This is a genomic window from Rhodococcus sp. JG-3 (assembly GCF_000482405.1).
Lineage (GTDB): Bacteria > Actinomycetota > Actinomycetes > Mycobacteriales > Mycobacteriaceae > Rhodococcoides > Rhodococcoides fascians.
This window is the reverse complement of sequence record NZ_KI519398.1, coordinates 1,969,794-1,988,679: the sequence shown is the minus strand read 5'-3', so window position 1 is coordinate 1,988,679 and position 18,886 is coordinate 1,969,794. Positions and strand designations below refer to the sequence as shown.

Sequence of the window (18,886 nt, the reverse complement as noted above, 5' to 3'; positions counted from 1 at the left end):
GCTACTCCCCCGCGAGACGCTCGGTGCGCGAGTTCAACGCCTTGACGAACACGTCCGGGATATCGCGGGGATCCTCGGCGACATAGCTCGTACCACCGGTGGCCGCGGAGATCTGCTGCAGCGCAACCGGATCGGCATCACTGGTGACGCCGACTGTGATGATCACGATGGGACGCACCGGATCCTGCTCCTTCTGCAGGGCGGCGAGAAGCTGGTCCAGGGAGATGCTGCCGTTGTCCTCGTTCGCGCCGTCGGTGAGGATGATGACGCTGTTGACGTAATCGGGGTCGTAGCCCTCCTTGACACGTCGGAACGCCGCCAGCGTCGTGTCGTAAAGTCCGGTCCCGCCTCCGACCAGAGCCGGTAGCCCACGGACTGCATCGAGAATAGCCTGACGCTGCGGCTTACCGTCGAACGTGTTGCTCACCGGGCCGAGCGGCACCAGTTCTCGATAGTCCTGCTTTCCACCACCGAGCCCGATGGAGAAGGCCCACAGCCCCATCTGCGTCTGGTCGCTGAACAGATCGTTGGCACCGAGCGAGGCATCGACGGTCAACGCGATGCGGGTGGAGTCGCCGGATTTCGCCGCCATCGAACCCGATACGTCCTCGACGACGAGGGTCCGGAGCGGCAACGCGAGCACCGCCCAGTCGCGCAGCGTCGTCTCGATCGACAGCGGATTCTTGATTTCCAACGCGGCGACCGAGCCGACGCCTCTGCCGTCGGCCAAGGGGGTTCCACTCGACGTTCGGAAGCCGGCTGCAACGAGTGTGTCCGTCGCCGACTGCGAGGCCAGCACCGACGCCAACGCGGCCCCGGCGGCCTTGACGCGGTCGTACTCCGGCCCGGCCGGAGCCGTGACGGCGAGGGGGTAGTTGAGGAAGTAGCTGCCCGTCGGCGGCACCGACTCGGTGAGCGACGATCCGGGGTTCGCTGCCTCGTAGGCCAGCACGGCCTGTTCGGTGGCGACGCTGGTTCCGCCCTCGGTCGCCACCTGGGCGACGAGGTCCGGGGTGTCGTGGGGCGTGTCGGCTATCCGGCCGAAGTCCTGTGCCATGGGCACCAGAGCGGCGGACACTGCTTTGGCGTCGGAGATCGCGACCTCGGACTCGGCCAGCGCACCGAGGATCGCAGCGTTGGACGCACTACTGGTGAGCGGATCGCCGATGCGTTGGCCCGGCATCTGCAGCACGCTGAGCCAGGTGTCGGTCACCGGGGCACCGTCGGAGGCCGACACCAGCACGGGCAGTGTGTTCGCCACCGACGTCTTGGCGAGTTCGGGCAGGGCTCCGGTCGAACGCAAAGTCTTGAGCAGCCACAACGTCGAGTCCGGGATCCACAGGTCGGGGCGGTTCTCGTCGGTACCTGCGATCTCGGTCGCCGTGTCGGTGGGGCGCTCGGCCCGCACCTCGAAGTCGACGCAGCCGCGGTCCACCTCGCCCGCCTGGGCCAGGATCTGCTGCACCGGTTCGGCGATCGAGGTGTCCACCGCGAGCGAGACCGTGTCCAGCGATTCGCACGAGTCCGAACCCGCTGCGCGTACGGCCTGGACGCCGAACCAGCCACCGGCCGCGACCACGACTACTGCCAGCGCGGCCGCGCCCCAGGTCACGGCAGGACTGAACCTGCGACTACTGCCGCTGTGACGTCCTGACATCGCTGACTCCCCTACCTATACCCCCGACACGACTGTGTTGCGGGACTTCTCCGCACTACCCCACGTGACGGAGAGCACGCGGCGCACAGCATAGCCGCTCCCGTCAGCGACCGGAACGGCTTCTCAGTGCATTGACGAAGACGTTCGGTATTTCGGCGGGGTTTCGCGCCACGAAGCTGGTACCCCCGGTAGCAGCAGAAATTTGTTGCAGCACACCCGCATCGGCGTCGTCGGTGATACCGATGGTGACGATGACGACCGGACGAGACGGGTCCTGTTCGGTACGCAGTGTGGCCAGCAACTCGTCGAGCGAGATGCTGTTCGGATCCTCGTTGGCACCGTCGGTGAGGATGATGACGCTGTTCACCGCATCGGGGTCGTAGCCCTGCTGCACGGTACGGAACGCGGCTAACGTGGTGTCGTACAGTCCGGTTCCACCACCGACCAGGGACGGAAGGGTGCGGGTCTGCTGCAGCAGCACTTCACGCTGGGTCGTGTCGCCGACCTTCTCGTCCATGCGCCGGATCGGTGCCAGCTCACGGTAATCCTGATCGCCGCCGCCGAGCCCGATGGAGAAGGCCCACAATCCCATCGACGCGTTGTCGGGAAACAGTCGATTCCCGGTCTCGCTGGCCTGCACCGTCATCGCGATCCGGGTGTTCGCCCCGGCGCTGTAGTTCATCGAGCCGGACACGTCTTCCATCACGAGCGCTCGCGACGGGAGCGCGAGCACCTGATATTGACGCAGCACCGATTCGGCAGCCTGCTGGTCGCCGATCGCCAGACTCTCGACGGCACCGATACCACGATCGGACTCGAGGGGCGCGTTGTCTTCCGACCGAAAACCGGCCTCGGACAACATCTCCCGACCTCGATCGGATTCGATGACCGCGGCCAGCGCGCTGCCGACCGACTTCGCGCTGTCGTGCCGCTCGCCTGCAGGCTCGGTGACGGCCAGCGGGAAGTTCAGAAAGATGCTGCCCGTCGGCGGCACCGTCGCACCGAGTTCGGCACCGGTGTCGTTTCGGTACTCCAACATGGTCTGCTCGGACACCACGGCCACGCCGCCGTCGGCCACCAGATCGTCCAACCGGGTGGTGGGATCGGCTTCGCCGCGGGTGGCGGCCTGAGCCTGAGCGATCGGCACGAGCGCCGTCGACACCGCATCGAGGGCCTTCTCGTCTCCACCCGCCTCGGCTACCGCCCCGAGGATCGCCGCGTCGGAGATGGTGTTGGCCAACGGATTACCGATGCGCAAACCTTCGAGCTTCAGTGCGGTGAGCCACGTGTCGAAGAACGGAACCTCGTCCTTGCGGGTTGCGAGGACGGCCGGGGTGCTTGCCACCGACTGGCTCGCCAGGTCGATCAGCGACGCGGTCGATCGCACGGTCTTGCCGACCCACAGCGACGAATCGGGAATCCAGAGCGAGGGAACGTCGTCGCCTTTGGCCACTGCGGCCGACACCTGACCCGACTCCATCGCCGTCACCGCCACCTCGGCACAACCGAGATCCTCGGGCGCGGAGTCGTCGACGATCTTCTGCAGTACCGGCGCGATCGCGGGGTCGGCAGCCAACGTGTAGTTCGACGGGTCACCGCAGTCGCTGCCGAAGACCTTCTGCGCCAAGAACAATCCGCCTGCGACGATCAGAAGCAGGACGACGGCAACGACGACGTACTTGGCGAACCCTCTGTTGCCCGTCGCGGACGACGGCGCACTGTGCCTACCGGGCATGCATCTCCACTCCTACACCGTCAGGCGTAGATCTTGACGAACGTCTTCAGCGAGTTCTCGATGTCGCCCTTGAGTGCGCGAGCGACACCGGACCCGATGGGTCCGAACAACGGGGCACCGCCCAGATTGACGTCGATCGTGATCTCGGACCCGTCACCCTTGGACTTCACCGACAGGTCGAGACCGATCTTCACTCCGCCCTTACCGTTGCCCTTGAGCTCGAGCTTCCGGGGCGGATCATAGGACTCGATCTTCCACGAGACGCGGTTGCGCATGCCCTTCACGCTGGCGATGGAGTCCAGGGTGGTGCCGACGGCCAGCTGCTCGGGCAGCTCACCGCGCCACGCTTCGTGGATGGAGAGCCACTGCTCGTAGCCGGACAGATCGGACGCATGCGCCCACGTCTGCTCGGGGGTCAGCGGGACGTCGAGGGAAACCTTCAGCTTGGCCACAGCAGGGATGGTAACCGCTGGACGAAAAATGCCCGTGTGAGGCCTTGCTCACACGGGCACTTCGCGAACAGTTCTACAGGTGGATCAGTGGGCGCTGGCTTTCTCCGCACCGATGCCGGTGAGAGAGCGAACCTCCATCTCGGCCTGCTTGTCGGTGTTCTCGGTGTCCTTCGAGATCAACGTTCCGACGATACCGAGAATGAATGCCAACGGGATCGACACGATGCCGGGGTTGGACAGCGGGAACCACGCGAAGTCCGAGCCGGGGATCATCGACGTCTTCGATCCCGACACGGCCGGGGAGAAGATGATCAGCACGATCGTCGAGATCAGGCCGCCGTACATGCTGAACAGTGCGCCCGTGGTGGTGAAGCGACGCCAGAACAGCGAGTACAGGATGGTCGGCAGGTTCGCTGCTGCCGCGACGGCGAACGCCAGCGCCACGAGGAAGGCGATGTTCTGCCCGTTCGCGAGGATGCCGAGGCCGATGGCCAGGATGCCGATGACGACGGCCGTGATCCGCGAGACCTTGACCTGCTTCTTGTCGTCGACCTTGCCCTTCTTGATGACGCTCGCATAGATGTCGTGAGCGAACGACGCCGACGCGGTGATCGTCAATCCGGCGACGACGGCGAGGATGGTCGCGAAGGCGACCGCAGAGATGACGCCGAGCAGAATGACGCCGCCGAGCTCGAAGGCCAGCAGCGGAGCCGCGGAGTTCTGACCACCGGCGGAGGCCAGGATGCGGTCGGGTCCGACGATCGCTGCGGCACCGTAGCCGAGCACGAGGGTGAAGAGGTAGAACGCACCGATGAGCGCGATGGCCCACACGACGCTGCGACGAGCTTCCTTCGCGGTGGGCACCGTGTAGAAGCGCATCAGCACGTGCGGCAGACCCGCGGTGCCGAGCACCAGGGCGATACCGAGCGACAGGAAGTTGATCTTCGAGGTGGCGCTGCCGCCGTACTGGGCACCGGGCTCGATGACGTCACGTGCGGCCACGGCATCGGTCGCCGAGCTCGACACCATCGCCTGCGCGCTGCCGAGAAGCTCGGAGAAGTTCAGGCCGAACTTGGCGAGCACGAGCACGGTCATGAATGCGGCACCGGCGATGAGCAGAACGGCCTTGATGATCTGCACCCACGTGGTGCCCTTCATACCGCCGATGAGCACGTACGCGATCATCAACACACCGACGATGGCGATCACGATGGACTGCCCGGTGCGATCGGAGATGTCGAGCAGCAGTGCGACGAGTCCGCCAGCACCTGCCATCTGTGCCAACAGGTAGAACAGCGAGACGGTCAAGGTGGACAGTGCGGCCGCGGTGCGAACCGGGCCTTGCTTGAGCCGGAAGCTCAGCACGTCCGCCATCGTGAATTTGCCGGTGTTCCTGAGCAATTCGGCGACAAGCAGGAGTGCGACGAGCCAGGCGACGAGGAACCCGATGGAGTACAGGAAGCCGTCGTAGCCGTAGACCGCGATGGCACCGGCGATACCGAGAAAGCTTGCGGCCGAGAGGTAATCACCGGCAATGGCGACGCCGTTCTGCGGTCCGGAGAATCCGCCGCCCGCGGTGAAGAACTCCGCAGACGTCGCGTTCTTCTTGGAGGCGCGAATGACGACGGCCATCGTGATGAGAACGAACGCGCCGAAGATCGCGATATTGACGAGCGGTTCACCGACGGTGGTGTCGGCGGCCTGGGCTAGTACATTCACGACTTCGCTCCCTGGGAGGCTTCCATCTCGGCGCGCAGGGCTGCGGCGCGAGGATCGAGTTCACGGTTGGCGAACCGCACGTAGATGCCGGTGATGGCGAACGTCGTGATGAACTGGCCGAGGCCGAGCAGCAGACCGACGTTGATGTTGCCCCACACCTTGGTCGACATGAAGTCGACGGCGTAGGTGCTGAGCAGCACGTAGATGACGTACCAGACCAGGAAGAACCCGGCCATCGGGAACACGAAGCTACGCAGGCGGTGCCGGAGTTCCTGGAACTCGGGACTGGCCTGCATGTCGACGAACGCTTGCGCGTCCGGTGGCGAATTGGTTTCCGGTGCGGTCACCTTGGACTCCTGAAGTTGATGTGAGCTGTAGCTGACTCGGAACAGTAGTGAGAGTCAGGTCACAACATCAGGGGGTGGCGGCGATCACACGACGGGCTGCGGGAGTGTGCGACGAGCGGTAGCGCAGACCCGACGAACGGCCTCCTCTCGCTACAGCTCGCGCTCTCGGTCTTTGCCCATGTCGAGGCCTTCGGGCAGGTGCAGTCGGGCGAAGATTCGGGAGATGTCCGACGGCACTGTTCGCCGGGTGGCGAGGCTGACGACGATCATCGCGGCGAAGGCCACGGGAACGCTGACCGCGGCCGGGTAGCCGAGTATCGCTGCCGCCCAGCCTCCGAGGACGCCGTCGGAGATGGGGGTGACGACGGAGATCGACGCGGCGACGAGGGAGAGTCCGCCGCCGAGGAACAGCCCGGCCGCGGCGCCTGCTGCGGTGAGTCCGCGCCACCAGATGCCGAGCACGAGCAGCGGACACAGCGTGGACGCGGCGACGGCGAACACGAGCCCGACGGTACGCGAGAGATCCAGTGAGACAACGCCGATCGACAGTGCAAGTGGCACTGCGCCGGCAAGGACGGCCGCGACACGGAAGTCTCGGACCTTGCCCGAGAGCACGTCGGTGCTCAGGACACCCGCGATGCTGACCAGCAGGCCGGACGACGTGGACAGGAAGGCGGCGATGGCACCGGCGGCGACGAGTGCGGCCAGCAACTGGCCCGGTACCCCCGACAGCACGGAGCCGGGCAGCAGCAACACTGCGGCGTCGGAGGCACCGGTGATCAGCAGTTGCGGCACGTAGAGCCGGGCGAACACTCCGAGGACAGTCGGGAACAGATAGAACGTACCGAGCAGCGCCAGCACGGTCAGCGAGGTCAATCGCGCCGCTCGGCCGTCGGGGTTGGTGTAGAACCGCACCAGCACGTGCGGCAGCCCGAGGGTGCCGAGGAACGTGGCCAGGATCAGTGAATACACCTGGTAGAGCGGGTGCTGACCGCCCAGTCCCCCGCCGGGCATCGCCCAGGCGCGGTCGGTGGTCGGTGCGCCGGCGACCACCGGAACCGGCGAGCCCGCGTCGAGGGTGAGCAGTGTCCCGGACCCGAGCCGGTGTTCGCCTGCATCGAGATTCACACGTCCATCGACGCTCTGCTCGTCCAGGGTTCCTGTCACGGACACCACGATCGGCGAGTCGACCTGCACGAGCACGTCGGTGGTGATGTCGACCCGGGTCTGCTCGGCGACGGTCGGCGGGGCCGCGCTACCGACGCTGCGGTCGTCGGCGACGAAGTGGACGGTCAGCACCAGTGCGGGGATGGCGATCGCGGTGAGCTTGAGCCAGTACTGGAACGCCTGCACGAAGGTGATCGAGCGCATTCCGCCGCCGACGACGTTCGCGATGACGATCAGACCGACCGCGAGCGCTCCCACCCAGCCCGGCACTCCGAGGAGGATGTTCAGAGTCAGGCCTGCGCCCTGGAACTGCGGCACCAGATACAGCGCGCAGATCACCACCACCACGAGCATGGCCACGGTACGCAACCATGGTGCGCCGAGCCGGAATTCGACGAAGTCGGGCACCGTGTACGCACCGCTCCTGCGCAGTGGAGCGGCGACGAAGAGCAGTAGACCGAGATAGCCTGCCGTGAAGCCGACGGGATACCACAGCGCATCGGCACCGTACTTGGCGATGAGACCGGCAACACCGAGAAACGATGCGGCAGAAAGGTATTCACCCGAGATGGCCGCGGCGTTCCACCGCGGTCCGACGGTCCGCGAGGCCACCAGGAAGTCGGACGTGGTGCGCGCCAATCGAACTCCGTAGACACCGATGCCGACGGTTGCCACCGCGGCCACGATCAACGCAATCAGTGTCGCGACGGGTATCGATCCGTTCACCGGCGCTAGTCCTCGACCAGGCCGACGAACTCGGCCTCGTTACGCTCGGCGCGGCGCACGTACGCGCGGCCGACGCCGAACAGCAACGGATAGATGGCCACCCCCAGCAGCAACCACGGCAACCCGATACCGAACGGCGCGACATCGGTGAAACGGGTGAGCAGCATGCCCAGCAGGGGAATCGCGAACAGGATCGACAACGTCATCACTGCCAGGCGCAGCGACAGCAAGAGTTGCGCACGCACCAGGCTTCGCACCAGCGCGTCACCCACCTCGGTTTGCTCCTGCACCTCGACGCGGGTGCGCACCAGGCGCGCGCCGCGGCGCTGCGAGAGCACCACCCGCTCCCGGTGCGGCTGACTCACCGCGCACCTCTCGTCACCGCGACGACCACGACTGCAGCGGACCGCGCACGAGCCGGTCCTTGAGTTCTCTGGTGTGCCGCCGGCTCACCGGTAGCTCGCAGGCCGGCAGCGCGCCGGTGGCGCGCAGACACACCACCAAGCCCGAACCGACGCTTCTGATTCCGGTGACCAACGGAAGCGAAACCAGATACGAACGATGCACTCGCAGGAAACCGGCATCGGCCCAACGACTTTCGAGAGCCGAGATGGGAATGCGCACCAGGTGCGAACCGGTGGCGGTGTGCAGCCGCGCGTAGTCACCGTCGGCCTCCACCCACGCCACCGACGACCGATGTACCAGCGTGGTGGTTCCACCGAGCTCGACCGGGATGACCTCGTCGGCAGCCGATTCGGCCGACTCGGCGGGCCGACGACGGGCGAGCAGAACCCGTCGGACGGCCTCGGCCAAGCGGTCGTCGCGCAACGGCTTGAGGAGGTAGTCCACCGCGCCCAGATCGAATGCAGCCAATGCTCGATCGTCGTGAGCGGTGACGAACACGACCGCAGGTGGCCGAGCGAACGCCGACAGGATTCCGGCGAGCTCGAGGCCGTCGAGGCCGGGCATGTTGATGTCGAGGAACACTGCATCCACCACGGATTGACCGGAGGTCTGCTTGAGTTGGCGCAGGGCTGTGGTCGCGTCCTGCGCGGTGTACACCTCGGCCACGGCCTCCTGCTCGCGCAGCAGGAAAGCCAGCTCGTCCAGGGCAGGCCGCTCGTCGTCGACCGCCAGCACGACCAGCCCGCGCGCCGAACCGGAGTTCGCTGGATGCGTCATGCCCGCACCCCCGGCCTGAACTTGGGCACCCGAAGGCTCACTTTCGTGCCTGCTCCCGGTGCGGTGTCCACGACGAGACCGTAGTCGTTTCCGAAGGCCGCCCGCAGCCGATCGTCCACGTTCGCCAGTCCGACGTGGGCCGCATCCTCGGTGTGCAGGCTGCCCGATCGCAGTACCTCGGGGTCCATTCCCACTCCGTCGTCCTCGATGCTGATCACGGCGTCGGTGCCCTCGTCGGCGGCGATGATCGTGACGCGACCGCCGTCGGCCTTGCCCGACAACCCGTGCCGGACGGCATTCTCCACCAGTGGCTGCAGCGCCAGAAACGGCAGGGCCACCCCGAGCACCTCGGGAGCCACCTGCAGGGTGACCTGCAGCGAATCGCCGAACCGGGCCCGTTCGAGCGTCAGGTACCGATCGATATTGCGTAGTTCGTCGGCGAGCACGGTGAATTCCCCGGCGTTGCGGAATGAGTACCGGGTGAAGTCGGCGAATTCGAGCACCAGTTCCCGTGCCCGATCCGGATCGGTACGGACGAACGACGCGATGGTGCCCAGCGCGTTGTAGATGAAGTGCGGGCTGATCTGGGCCCGGAGCGCACGCACCTCCGCTCGGTCCAACCGCGCCCGCGATGCGTCGAGTTCGGCGAGTTCGATCTGACCGAACGCGTAGCGCGCGACCTCCGCGATGGCCCCGAGCATGCCGGGCCCTGGTTCGGCCACCACCGCGGCACCGAGTACCCCCACCACCGGCGAATCCTCGTCGATCAACGGCTGCACCACCAGCGCTTTGACCTCGTGAATCGAGCCGAGCGGAAGCCGCACGAGCACGCGGCGCTGCCCATCGACGGCACGTCTGGCCGCCTCCACGAACGCCGGAGTCAACTCCGGCCACGGCCCGTCCCAGGCCAGCAGCGACGTACTCGGATCGCAGATACCCAATGCATCCGCCCCGGTCAGGACTCGAAGATGGGGAGCAGCGGCGGCAGCCGAGCGGGCGTCGAGACCGTTCCGCAGCGGCTTCGCCGCCAACGACGCGGTATGCAGGGTGGCGTGAACCGCACGCTCCTCGGGGGTGGTCAGATCGCGTCGGCCACGCAGGCTGATCAGCGCGATGGCGGTGACGATCGCCGCCACGATGACCGCCATCCACGCCAGTGCCGCGGTCATCGTGCGCAGGTCCCGGTGGTCGGAACGTTCAAGAAGCGCTCGACGAGCCAGTCGACGCCGATACCGTTGGCGGCCAGATCCGCGTGCCCCTGCTCGGGTTCCGAACGCAGTTCCACGTCGTCGCCGAGTCCGCAGGCTTTCGCCACGGCGTCGCGAGTCCACTGCGGATCGATCAGGTCGTCGCGCTCGCCGACCAGAACGAACAGCGGAACATCGGTGCGAGCCGTCGGCAGTGCGACCGTTCCGAGCCAGTCCGCCATCCGATTCGCGGACCGGTCATCGGCAGGGACGGCATCGGCCGGATCGATGACGGCTCCGGCGTCGGCCTTGGAGAATCCGAGCAGGTCGCTGCAGGCCGTCAGCGCGGTCACGTTGTCGGCGAAGGTGCCACGGATGTAATCCGAGCGCTCGACGCTCGGATCCGTGACGTGCAGACCCTCGTAGAGAAACGGCACCAGCAACTGACGGGACAGGGTCTGTTCGGTGTCGGCTGCGAAGTACCGCGTCAGATCGGCTGCGGGCGACAGCGCGGCGACCCCGACCAGTTCCAAACCGTCGCCGTACTCCGCATTACGCTCGGCAGCGGCCCAGACTGCTTGTCCCCCTTGAGAAGTGCCGATGGCACCCCATCGGGTTCCGACGTCGGGCACCACGGTGCGCGCGGCGCGCACGGCATCGATGACGTCGTAGGCCGCAGCATCGATGTTCAGATACGCCGGATCTCCCGGGGTTCCCAGACCCTGGTAATCCGTCACCACCACGACGGTGCCGCGCTCGAGGAACGGCGTCACCAGGCCGATGGTGCCCAACAGGTTCGGATACAGCGAGGGCGCACACTCGTCGGTGACACCGGTGGTGCCGTGCCCGACCGAGACGATCGGCCAGCCACCGGCAGGCGCAGAACCCTTGGGCACGAACACCGTTGCCGATGTCTCGGTTCCGCCTCCGGTGACGCCGTCGGTGGTGCGGTAGACGATCTTCGTGGCAGACCCGCCCAGAAAGGCGACACCGATGTCGACCTGACCGAGCGGCATCGACGAGACGATCGACCCGCGGTCGGAGCCCTCGGGTGCCGGATTCGACGTGGGTGCCGGATTCGACGTGGGTGCCGGAGCCACGGGAGGCACGGCAGGCGAACTGCACGCGGCGAGGGCGAACACGAGTGCCGCGGCGGCCACCAGTCCGGTCGACCTCACTGTCTCAGCGCTCCCACTGTGTTCGTCGTCTACGTCGTGCGTCGTTCGATGCGTGCCTCGGCCGCGATCTCTTCCACGTCCAGACCATTCAACACTGCGCGTAGGGCTTCGTCGTCCAACTCCCCCGAGTCGCGGGCGGCGATCAGTGCGGCCCGCTGCGCGACCAGGACATTGTGCCGCAGGGTGTCGAACAGCGCGCCGGCCGCCGCGATTCGCTTCTCGCGGTCCTCGGTCTCGTCCGCGTCCATCCGGGCTCGCACCGACCGCCGCACGCGCGCGATCACCTCGGCTACCCGGTCACTGTCGACGCCGGAGATGCCGTCCTTCGCGGCCCGCTCGAGGTAGGTCTCGGCAGCCGTGCGGGCGATGGCCTGCGAGAGCAATCGTTGGTTGTCGTTGCGTTGCTGCTCGAGTGGATCGGCGACGTCCAACCGCCGAATAAGGAGCGGAAGCGTCAGGCCCTGCAGCAGCAACGTTCCGACTGCGACGACGAACGCGACCGCTTGAATCACCGCCCGCCCGGGAAATTCGTCGCCGAGCACGGTGGTGAACGGAACACCCGCGGCTGCGGCGAGAGTCACCACCCCGCGCATCCCGGCCCACGACAGCACCAGGTTCTGCTGCCACGTCAGGCCGTCGGCCACCCCCTCGCGGCGAAACACCGTGCGAAAGAGCAGGTTTCTCCCCGAGTTGAAGAAGATCCAGGCCGGACGAACGACGATGACCACGAGCAGCACCAGCAGCGCGTACCCGAAAATGTGATGCACCGGAAGACCCTCGCGCTGCACCTCGGAGATGACGAACTTCAGCTGTAAACCCATGTACGCGAACACGAATGTTTCCAGCAGCAGGTCCACCGTGGGCCACACCTGGCGCTCCTGCACCCGGGTCGAGACCGACACGTCGGCCGTGACACGGCCCAGTACGAAACCTGCGGTGACGACGGCCAGCACGCCGGACGCGTGAATCTCTTCCGCTGCCAGATAGGCCGCGAACGGTAGGACGAGTCCGAGCACCGTCTCGAGCGCCGAATCGGCGATCCGGTTTCGCACGAAACGAACGATGCGCGAGAGGACGAATCCGACGAGCACGCCGCCGACGATCTCGTACAGAAAGAACAGAACCGGTGAGCCGAGTTCGATACGACTGCCCGTGACCGACGCAACGGTCAAGGTGAACAGGGTCAACGCAGCCGCGTCGTTCACCAGGCTCTCCCCGGTGAGGATGGCCATCATTCTCGCGGGCAGGCCGAGCTTGCGGCCGACGGCGATCGCAGAGACCGCGTCGGGTGGGGCCACGACGGCACCGAGCACAAGGGCCGCACCCAGAGTCAGCTCGGGAACGAGCAGGTTGGCGAAGTACCCGACGGCCACGGTCGTCACGACCACCATCACCAGACCGAGGCGCAGGATCTGGCCGATGTTGCGGCGAAAACTGACGAAGGAGTAGTTCAGCGCCGCGGAGTACAGCAACGGCGGCAGCACGACACCGAGGATGAGCTGGGGCGAGAGACTGATGTGCGGTACGCCGGGCACGAACGATGCGATGGATCCGACGGTCACCAGAACGAGCGGGACCTGCAGGTCCAGACGCTTGGCGAATCCCGCGACTGCGATCGCGAAGATGACTACGAGAAGAAGTACCGGTCCGTCCACCCGCCCGATTCTGCCGCCCGCAGCGCCCTACGGCACCACCGACGACCCGAACACCGGGTGGACGGCCCGAATCGACCTACTTGTCCGGAATTGCCTTCTTGGCGGCTTCCTGCACCTTGTCGATCTTGTCGGCGTACTTGCCACCGGTCTTGTTGTCGATGAAGTCCCCGGCCTTCTCCACGACGTCGTCGATCTTGTCCGAGTTCTCTGCCGCAAGGTTCTTGCCCTTGTCGACCATGCCCTTCAAATTGTCTGCGAAGCCCATGAAACTCTCCTGCCAGTCGGGTGAAACGGAACACCTGCAGTTTACGTTCGCTCCTGCCGGTTGCGCAGTACCGATCCGAATCGGTGGGCAATCTCGACGAGTGCGATACCGACAGCGCCGATGATCAACGCGCTCGTGGTGGCACCGACGTTCGAGGGATCGAGCTTGAAGAAGGTGCGGCAGAACGGGATTGCGAACAACAGCAGGTATCCGCCGACGGATCCCGCGAGCAGCACCACCTTCCACCAGGTGTACGGCCGCGCGACGACGGCCAGTACCCACAGCGCGATCATGATCAACGTGATCAGTGCGGTGGTGCTCGCCTGGGTCACCTGAGTCTCGGTGGCGTTCGGACCCGCGTAGGCCAGCAGATACGACACGAACGTGCACGAGCCGACGATCAACCCGGACGGAACGGCCAACCGCATCACCCGCGAGACGAACCCGCTGCGTGCCCGTTCGTTGTTCGGGGCCAGCGAGAGCACGAACGCCGGAATGCCGATGGTGAACCACGCGGCGATGGTCACGTGCCTCGGCAGGAAGGGATACGGAATCGGCTCGAAATGGAAGACCTGCGACAGCACTCCCGAGAGCCCGATGAGAAACGCCAGCAACACCGAGTACACGGTCTTGGTCAGGAACAGGTTGGACACGCGCTCGATGTTGCCGATGACGCGTCGCCCCTCCCCCACCACATAGGGCAACGTCGCGAACTTGTTGTCCAACAACACGATCTGCGCGACGGCACGCGTGGCCGCACTACCCGAGCCCATCGAGACACCGATATCGGCGTCTTTCAGTGCGAGCACGTCGTTGACGCCGTCACCGGTCATTGCAACGGTATGACCTCGAGACTGCAAAGCGCCCACCATCGCACGCTTCTGGTCCGGCCGAACGCGGCCGAACGTCGTCGAGTTCTGCACGGAGTCGGCCAGTTGCTCGGAATCCTCGGGCAGGTCACGTGCGTCGATCGGGGCGTCGCCACCGGGAAGTCCGAGCGAGCCGGCGACCGCGCCAACCGACACGGCGTTGTCCCCGGAAATGACCTTGACCTGAACGTGCTGACTTGCAAAGTACTCCAACGTGTCTCGGGCGTCCTCGCGCACCTTCTGCTCGAGAATCACCAGAGCCCGCGGGGTGACGACTCCCGGCGCCGCGGTGTCGTCGACGGCGAGGTCGCTGCTGGCGAGCAGCAATACCCGGAGCCCCTTGGAGCCGGCATCTTCGGCCTGTCGAGCGGTCTCCGAGGTCGGGTCGAGCAACACGTCCGGGGCACCGAGCAGCCAGTTACCGTGCTCGCCGTACGACAGACCGCTCCACTTCTTGGCCGAGGAGAACGGAGCTACCGCGCTCTGCGTCCACCCCGGCGCGTCGGGATAGGCCTCACCGACGGCCTGCACACTGGCATTGGGACGCGGGTCGTCGTGCGCCAGAGACGCCAATACTTTTGTCACCGAGTCGGAGTCGCGCTCGTCGATCAACACCAATTCCGAGAGCCGCATGCCGTTCTCGGTGAGAGTGCCGGTCTTGTCGGCGCACACCACGTCGACGCGCGCGAGCCCCTCGATGGCAGGCAACTCCTGCACCAGGCACTGCCGTTGTCCGAGCCTGATGACACCCACCGCGAACGCGATCGACGTCATCAGCACGAGACCCTCGGGGACCATCGGGACCAGGGCCGCGACCATGCCGTTCAAGGCAGGCCGCAGAGCCTGCCCGCTGGAGAACAACTGGTTGTAGATGATCAGCGCCCCGGCCGGAATCATCAGGTAGGTGATGAATTTCAGGATCTTGTCGATACCGCTGCGCAGCTCGGACTTGACCAGGGTGAACTTGCTGGCCTCCTCGGCCAGCTTGGCCGCATAGGCGTCGCGTCCAACCCTCGTCGCCCGGTAGGCCCCGCTGCCCGAGACGACGAAGCTGCCCGAAAGCACCTGCGCTGCTTCGAGTTTGTGCACCGTATCGGCCTCGCCGGTGAGCAGCGACTCGTCGATCTCCAGGCTTGCCGTCTCGATCACCTCGCCGTCGACGACGATCTGATCACCCGGTCCGAGTTCGACGATGTCACCGAGGACGACCTCGTCGGGCGGAATCTGTTGCGAGACACCGTCACGTCTCACCTGCGGCTTGTTCTGACCGACGATGGCCAGCCGATCCAGCGTGCGCTTCGCGCGGATCTCCTGAATGATTCCGATGCCACTGTTCGCGACGATCAACAGCCCGAACATGCCGTCGATCACCGAACCGGTCGAGAGCACGATGATCAGCAGCACCCCGAGAATTGCGTTGATTCGGGTGAACACATTGCCCCGGACGATGTCGCGAACCGAACGTGAAGCACGAGCGGGAACGTCGTTCGATTTCCCGTCGGCCCGCAGTGCGGCGACCTCCGCCTCGGTCAGCCCGGTATCCCGCTGTGCATCGGCGTCGATAGACATGGGTGCAGCCTAGTGCTGCCTCAGCCCAGACGGGTCCACCAGCGATCGTCGTGCAGGGCCCTCGTACCGTCGACGCGTTGACCCGGCATCGGTACCGCAACCTGCACACCCACGTCCTGAGCGGCGGCGTGCAGTCGCACGATCGGCTCGGACCACGGGTGAAAAGCCAGGTTGAACGTCGCCCAGTGAATGGGCACGAAGATGCCCGACGTCGTCAGATCGACGTGCGCCGTGACAGCCTCCTCGGGATTCATGTGAATGTCCGGCCAGCGCACGTCGTAGGCCCCGACCGGAAGAAGCGTCAGGTCGAACGGTCCGTAGTTGCTGCCGATCTCGGCGAACTTCGGTGTGTAACCGGTGTCGCCGCCGAAGAAGACACGCCGCACCGGACCGGCGAACGCCCAGGACGCCCACTGCGTCGAATCGCGAGTCAGGCCGCGGCCGGAGAAGTGACGAGCCTCGGTACACGTGACGGTGAGGCCACCGATCGCCGTCTGCTCGTCCCAATCGAGTTCGATGATGCGTTCCTCGGGCACCCGCCACTTGCGCAGGTGCGCGCCGATGCCCAGAGGCACGACGAAGGGAGCCGACTGCGTGCTCGCCAGCTTCTGTACCGTCGCCTTGTCGAGATGGTCGTAATGATCGTGGGAGATCACGATGGCGTCGACCCGAGGTAGGTCCGTCAGGTCGACCGGCGTCGGATGCAGCCGTGCCGGGCCCACCACCGAGGACGGGGACACGCGATTGCTCCACACCGGATCGGCCAGAATGCGATACCCGTCGACCTCGACGAGCACACTCGAATGTCCGTACCAGGTGACCGCCAGCTCGCCCGCGTCCACCGGCGCGATCGGCGGTGCCAGTGGGATCGGCCGCTGCGGCCTGCCCTTACCTCGCTCGGTGAACAGCGAGACGAGCATGTTCTTCTGCCCCTTCTCGCCGCGACCCGGGACGTAACTCGAACTGGGGTCGGAGTTGTGGAACCGGCGATCGCGGTATCGCGGCGACCCGGCCGCGTAGGGAGTGATGTGCACTCTCCTGGCACCGATGGCCGACGGAAGCCCCCACAGCGCACGCGCCAACCATGCCCCGCCCAACGCTGCGGTTGCTCCTGCTGCCAACTTCGTCTTCGTCACGGGCACCACAGTAGGCGGCGCCGACGTCTTCGCAGCTCACCCGTAGCCTTGCCGTAGAATATTTGCGTCGGTTTTGCTGCTAGAAGGGGAGACATTGAGTACCGAACAGCTCGAATTCCAGGCGGAGACGCGTCAGCTCCTGGATCTGATGGTGCACTCCATCTACTCCAACAAGGACAGCTTTCTCCGTGAACTGATCTCGAACTCCTCGGACGCGCTGGACAAGCTGCGCCTGGAGTCGTACCGCAACAAGGATCTGGACGTCGACGTCTCGGATCTGCACATCGAGATCGACATCGACTCCTCCGCTCGTACCCTCACCATCCGGGACAACGGCATCGGCATGTCGCGCTCGGAGGTCATCGACCTCATCGGCACACTCGCCAAGTCCGGCACCGCAGAAGTTCGCAAGAAGCTCAAGGAAGCCAAGGACGCCGCCGCCTCCGAGGAACTGATCGGCCAGTTCGGCATCGGCTTCTACTCCACGTTCATGGTGGCCGAGAAGGTCACGCTGCTCACCCGCAAGGCAGGCGAGAGCACTGCCACCAAGTGGGAATCCACCGGCGAGGGCACCTACGAGATCACCGACGTCGACGACGCCCCGCAGGGTTCCTCGGTCACGCTCGCTCTCAAGCCCGCCGACGAGGAAGACCACCTCCACGACTACGCGTCCGAGCGCAAGATCAAGGAATTGGTCAAGAAGTACTCCGACTTCATCGCCTGGCCCATTCGCATCGACGTCGAGAAGCGCGTCAAGAGCGAAGAGGAAGGCGGCGAGGACACCGTCACTATCGAGACGGAAACGATCAACTCGCAGAAGGCGCTGTGGACCCGCTCCAAGGACGAGGTGTCCGAGGAGGAATACAAGGAGTTCTACAAGCACGTCAGCCACGCCTGGGACGAGCCGCTCGAGGTCATTCCGTTCAAGGCCGAGGGCACCTTCGAATACCAAGCGCTGCTGTTCATTCCGTCGCAGGCACCGTTCGACCTGTTCATGCGCGAGAGCAAGGCCGGCGTACACCTGTACGTCAAGCGCGTGTTCATCATGGACGACTCGCAGGAACTGCTGCCCGAGTACCTGCGCTTCGTCAAGGGTGTCGTGGATGCAGCGGACCTCTCGCTCAACGTCTCTCGCGAGATCCTGCAGCAGGACCGGCAGATCCGCGCGATCCGCCGACGCCTGACCAAGAAGGTGCTCTCGACCGTCAAGGAGCTGCAGAGCGAGCAGCCCGACAAGTACAAGACGCTGTGGTCGCAGTTCGGCACGGTCCTCAAGGAAGGCCTGATCTCCGACTCCGACAACCGCGAAACTCTGTTGGGCATCTCGTCGTTCGCGTCCACCCACTCCGAAGAGGGTCTGACGACCCTCGCCGAGTACGTGGATCGGATGAAGGACGGCCAGCAGCAGATCTACTACATGACGGGCGAATCGCGTCAGCAGATCGAGAGCTCGCCGCACATGGAGGCGTTCAAGGCTCGCGGGCTCGAGGTGCTGCTGCTCACCGATTCGGTCGACGAGGTGTGGGTCGGCAACGTCACCGACTTCGACGGAAAGTCGTTCCAGTCCATCGCCAAGGGCGAGGTGGACCTCGACACCGAGGAAGAAAAGAAGGAGTCTGAGGCCAAGCGCGAGGAGCAGGACAAGGAATTCGCGGACCTGCTCACCTGGCTGACCGACACCCTCGGCGAGGACGTCAAGGAGGTGCGTCTGTCGACGCGCCTGACGACGTCACCGGCCTGCGTCGTCGGTGACGAGTTCAGCTTCTCCCCGCAGCTCGAGAAGATGTACAAGGCGTCGGGCCAGTTCGTGCCGACCTCCAAGCGCATCCTCGAACTCAACCCGAACCACGACCTGGTGACGGGACTGAAGAAGGCCCGCGAGGATCGCAGCGACGATCCGCACCTCGCCGAGACCGCCGAATTGCTCTATGCGACGGCACTTCTCGCCGAGGGAACCGAGCTGAAGGATCCGGCGAAGTTCTCCAAGCTCCTCGCCGATCGCCTCACCCGCACGGTGTAGGGCTTCGCCCTCGTGCGCGTTT

General features: G+C 65.5%; 15 protein-coding genes. 1 reads left to right on the top strand and 14 read right to left on the bottom strand.

Translation table 11 applies throughout. The features are described 5' to 3' along the window. Position 1: 1 nt before the first annotated feature. From K414_RS0110860 to K414_RS0110795, 14 genes are all read right to left on the bottom strand, one after another. Positions 2–1,657 carry a VWA domain-containing protein gene (locus K414_RS0110860; protein WP_027495974.1) on the bottom strand — a complete coding sequence of 552 codons (1,656 nt, stop codon included), beginning with the start codon at positions 1,655–1,657 and terminating at the stop codon, positions 2–4. A gap of 103 nt (positions 1,658–1,760) precedes the next feature. Further along, a complete protein-coding gene (locus tag K414_RS0110855; protein WP_027495973.1) occupies positions 1,761–3,392 on the bottom strand; it encodes a substrate-binding domain-containing protein in 1,632 nt (543 codons plus the stop codon). 20 nt (positions 3,393–3,412) lie between these two features. Next, positions 3,413–3,844 (bottom strand): SRPBCC family protein, encoded by a 432-nt coding sequence (locus K414_RS0110850; protein ID WP_027495972.1) that lies wholly within the window; start codon positions 3,842–3,844, stop codon positions 3,413–3,415. 84 nt (positions 3,845–3,928) lie between these two features. Continuing rightward, positions 3,929–5,563: a cation acetate symporter gene (locus tag K414_RS0110845; RefSeq protein ID WP_027495971.1), complete on the bottom strand. Its 1,635-nt coding sequence runs from the start codon at positions 5,561–5,563 to the stop codon at positions 3,929–3,931. After that, positions 5,560–5,859 (bottom strand): DUF485 domain-containing protein, encoded by a 300-nt coding sequence (locus K414_RS0110840; protein WP_081701694.1) that lies wholly within the window; start codon positions 5,857–5,859, stop codon positions 5,560–5,562. The genes K414_RS0110845 and K414_RS0110840 overlap by 4 nt, the downstream gene beginning before the upstream one ends. A gap of 201 nt (positions 5,860–6,060) precedes the next feature. Then, positions 6,061–7,803 carry a cation acetate symporter gene (locus tag K414_RS0110835; RefSeq protein WP_027495969.1) on the bottom strand — a complete coding sequence of 581 codons (1,743 nt, stop codon included), beginning with the start codon at positions 7,801–7,803 and terminating at the stop codon, positions 6,061–6,063. A gap of 5 nt (positions 7,804–7,808) precedes the next feature. Further along, positions 7,809–8,168 carry a hypothetical protein gene (locus tag K414_RS0110830; RefSeq protein ID WP_027495968.1) on the bottom strand — a complete coding sequence of 120 codons (360 nt, stop codon included), beginning with the start codon at positions 8,166–8,168 and terminating at the stop codon, positions 7,809–7,811. Positions 8,169–8,181: 13 nt separating this feature from the next. Beyond that, on the bottom strand, positions 8,182–8,985 hold the full coding sequence (locus tag K414_RS0110825; RefSeq protein ID WP_032381697.1) for a LytTR family DNA-binding domain-containing protein: 804 nt from the start codon (positions 8,983–8,985) through the stop codon (positions 8,182–8,184). Then, positions 8,982–10,154, bottom strand: coding sequence for a histidine kinase (locus K414_RS0110820; RefSeq protein WP_027495966.1), 1,173 nt, complete (start codon positions 10,152–10,154; stop codon positions 8,982–8,984). The genes K414_RS0110825 and K414_RS0110820 overlap by 4 nt, the downstream gene beginning before the upstream one ends. Continuing rightward, positions 10,151–11,350 (bottom strand): lipase family protein, encoded by a 1,200-nt coding sequence (locus tag K414_RS0110815; protein WP_027495965.1) that lies wholly within the window; start codon positions 11,348–11,350, stop codon positions 10,151–10,153. The genes K414_RS0110820 and K414_RS0110815 overlap by 4 nt, the downstream gene beginning before the upstream one ends. A gap of 29 nt (positions 11,351–11,379) precedes the next feature. Further along, positions 11,380–13,005 carry a Na+/H+ antiporter gene (locus K414_RS0110810; protein ID WP_027495964.1) on the bottom strand — a complete coding sequence of 542 codons (1,626 nt, stop codon included), beginning with the start codon at positions 13,003–13,005 and terminating at the stop codon, positions 11,380–11,382. Positions 13,006–13,081: 76 nt separating this feature from the next. After that, a complete protein-coding gene (locus K414_RS0110805; protein WP_027495963.1) occupies positions 13,082–13,270 on the bottom strand; it encodes an antitoxin in 189 nt (62 codons plus the stop codon). 41 nt (positions 13,271–13,311) lie between these two features. Further along, entirely contained in the window at positions 13,312–15,708 is a 2,397-nt protein-coding gene (locus K414_RS0110800; RefSeq protein WP_027495962.1) for an HAD-IC family P-type ATPase, read from the bottom strand. A gap of 20 nt (positions 15,709–15,728) precedes the next feature. Continuing rightward, positions 15,729–16,844 (bottom strand): MBL fold metallo-hydrolase, encoded by a 1,116-nt coding sequence (locus K414_RS0110795; protein WP_027495961.1) that lies wholly within the window; start codon positions 16,842–16,844, stop codon positions 15,729–15,731. Positions 16,845–16,938: 94 nt separating this feature from the next. On the opposite strand from K414_RS0110795, the gene htpG reads away from it, so the two are divergent. Next, positions 16,939–18,864 carry a molecular chaperone HtpG gene (gene htpG, locus K414_RS0110790; RefSeq protein WP_027495960.1) on the top strand — a complete coding sequence of 642 codons (1,926 nt, stop codon included), beginning with the start codon at positions 16,939–16,941 and terminating at the stop codon, positions 18,862–18,864. Positions 18,865–18,886 lie beyond the last annotated feature (22 nt).

Coding starts and splice junctions, on each gene's coding strand:
- K414_RS0110840 (WP_081701694.1), bottom strand. CDS start 5,859: ATGCAGGCCAGTCCCGAGTTCCAGGAACTCCGGCACCGCCTGCGTAGC.
- K414_RS0110805 (WP_027495963.1), bottom strand. CDS start 13,270: ATGGGCTTCGCAGACAATTTGAAGGGCATGGTCGACAAGGGCAAGAAC.
- K414_RS0110825 (WP_032381697.1), bottom strand. CDS start 8,985: ATGACGCATCCAGCGAACTCCGGTTCGGCGCGCGGGCTGGTCGTGCTG.
- K414_RS0110820 (WP_027495966.1), bottom strand. CDS start 10,154: ATGACCGCGGCACTGGCGTGGATGGCGGTCATCGTGGCGGCGATCGTC.
- K414_RS0110800 (WP_027495962.1), bottom strand. CDS start 15,708: ATGTCTATCGACGCCGATGCACAGCGGGATACCGGGCTGACCGAGGCG.
- K414_RS0110855 (WP_027495973.1), bottom strand. CDS start 3,392: ATGCCCGGTAGGCACAGTGCGCCGTCGTCCGCGACGGGCAACAGAGGG.
- K414_RS0110860 (WP_027495974.1), bottom strand. CDS start 1,657: ATGTCAGGACGTCACAGCGGCAGTAGTCGCAGGTTCAGTCCTGCCGTG.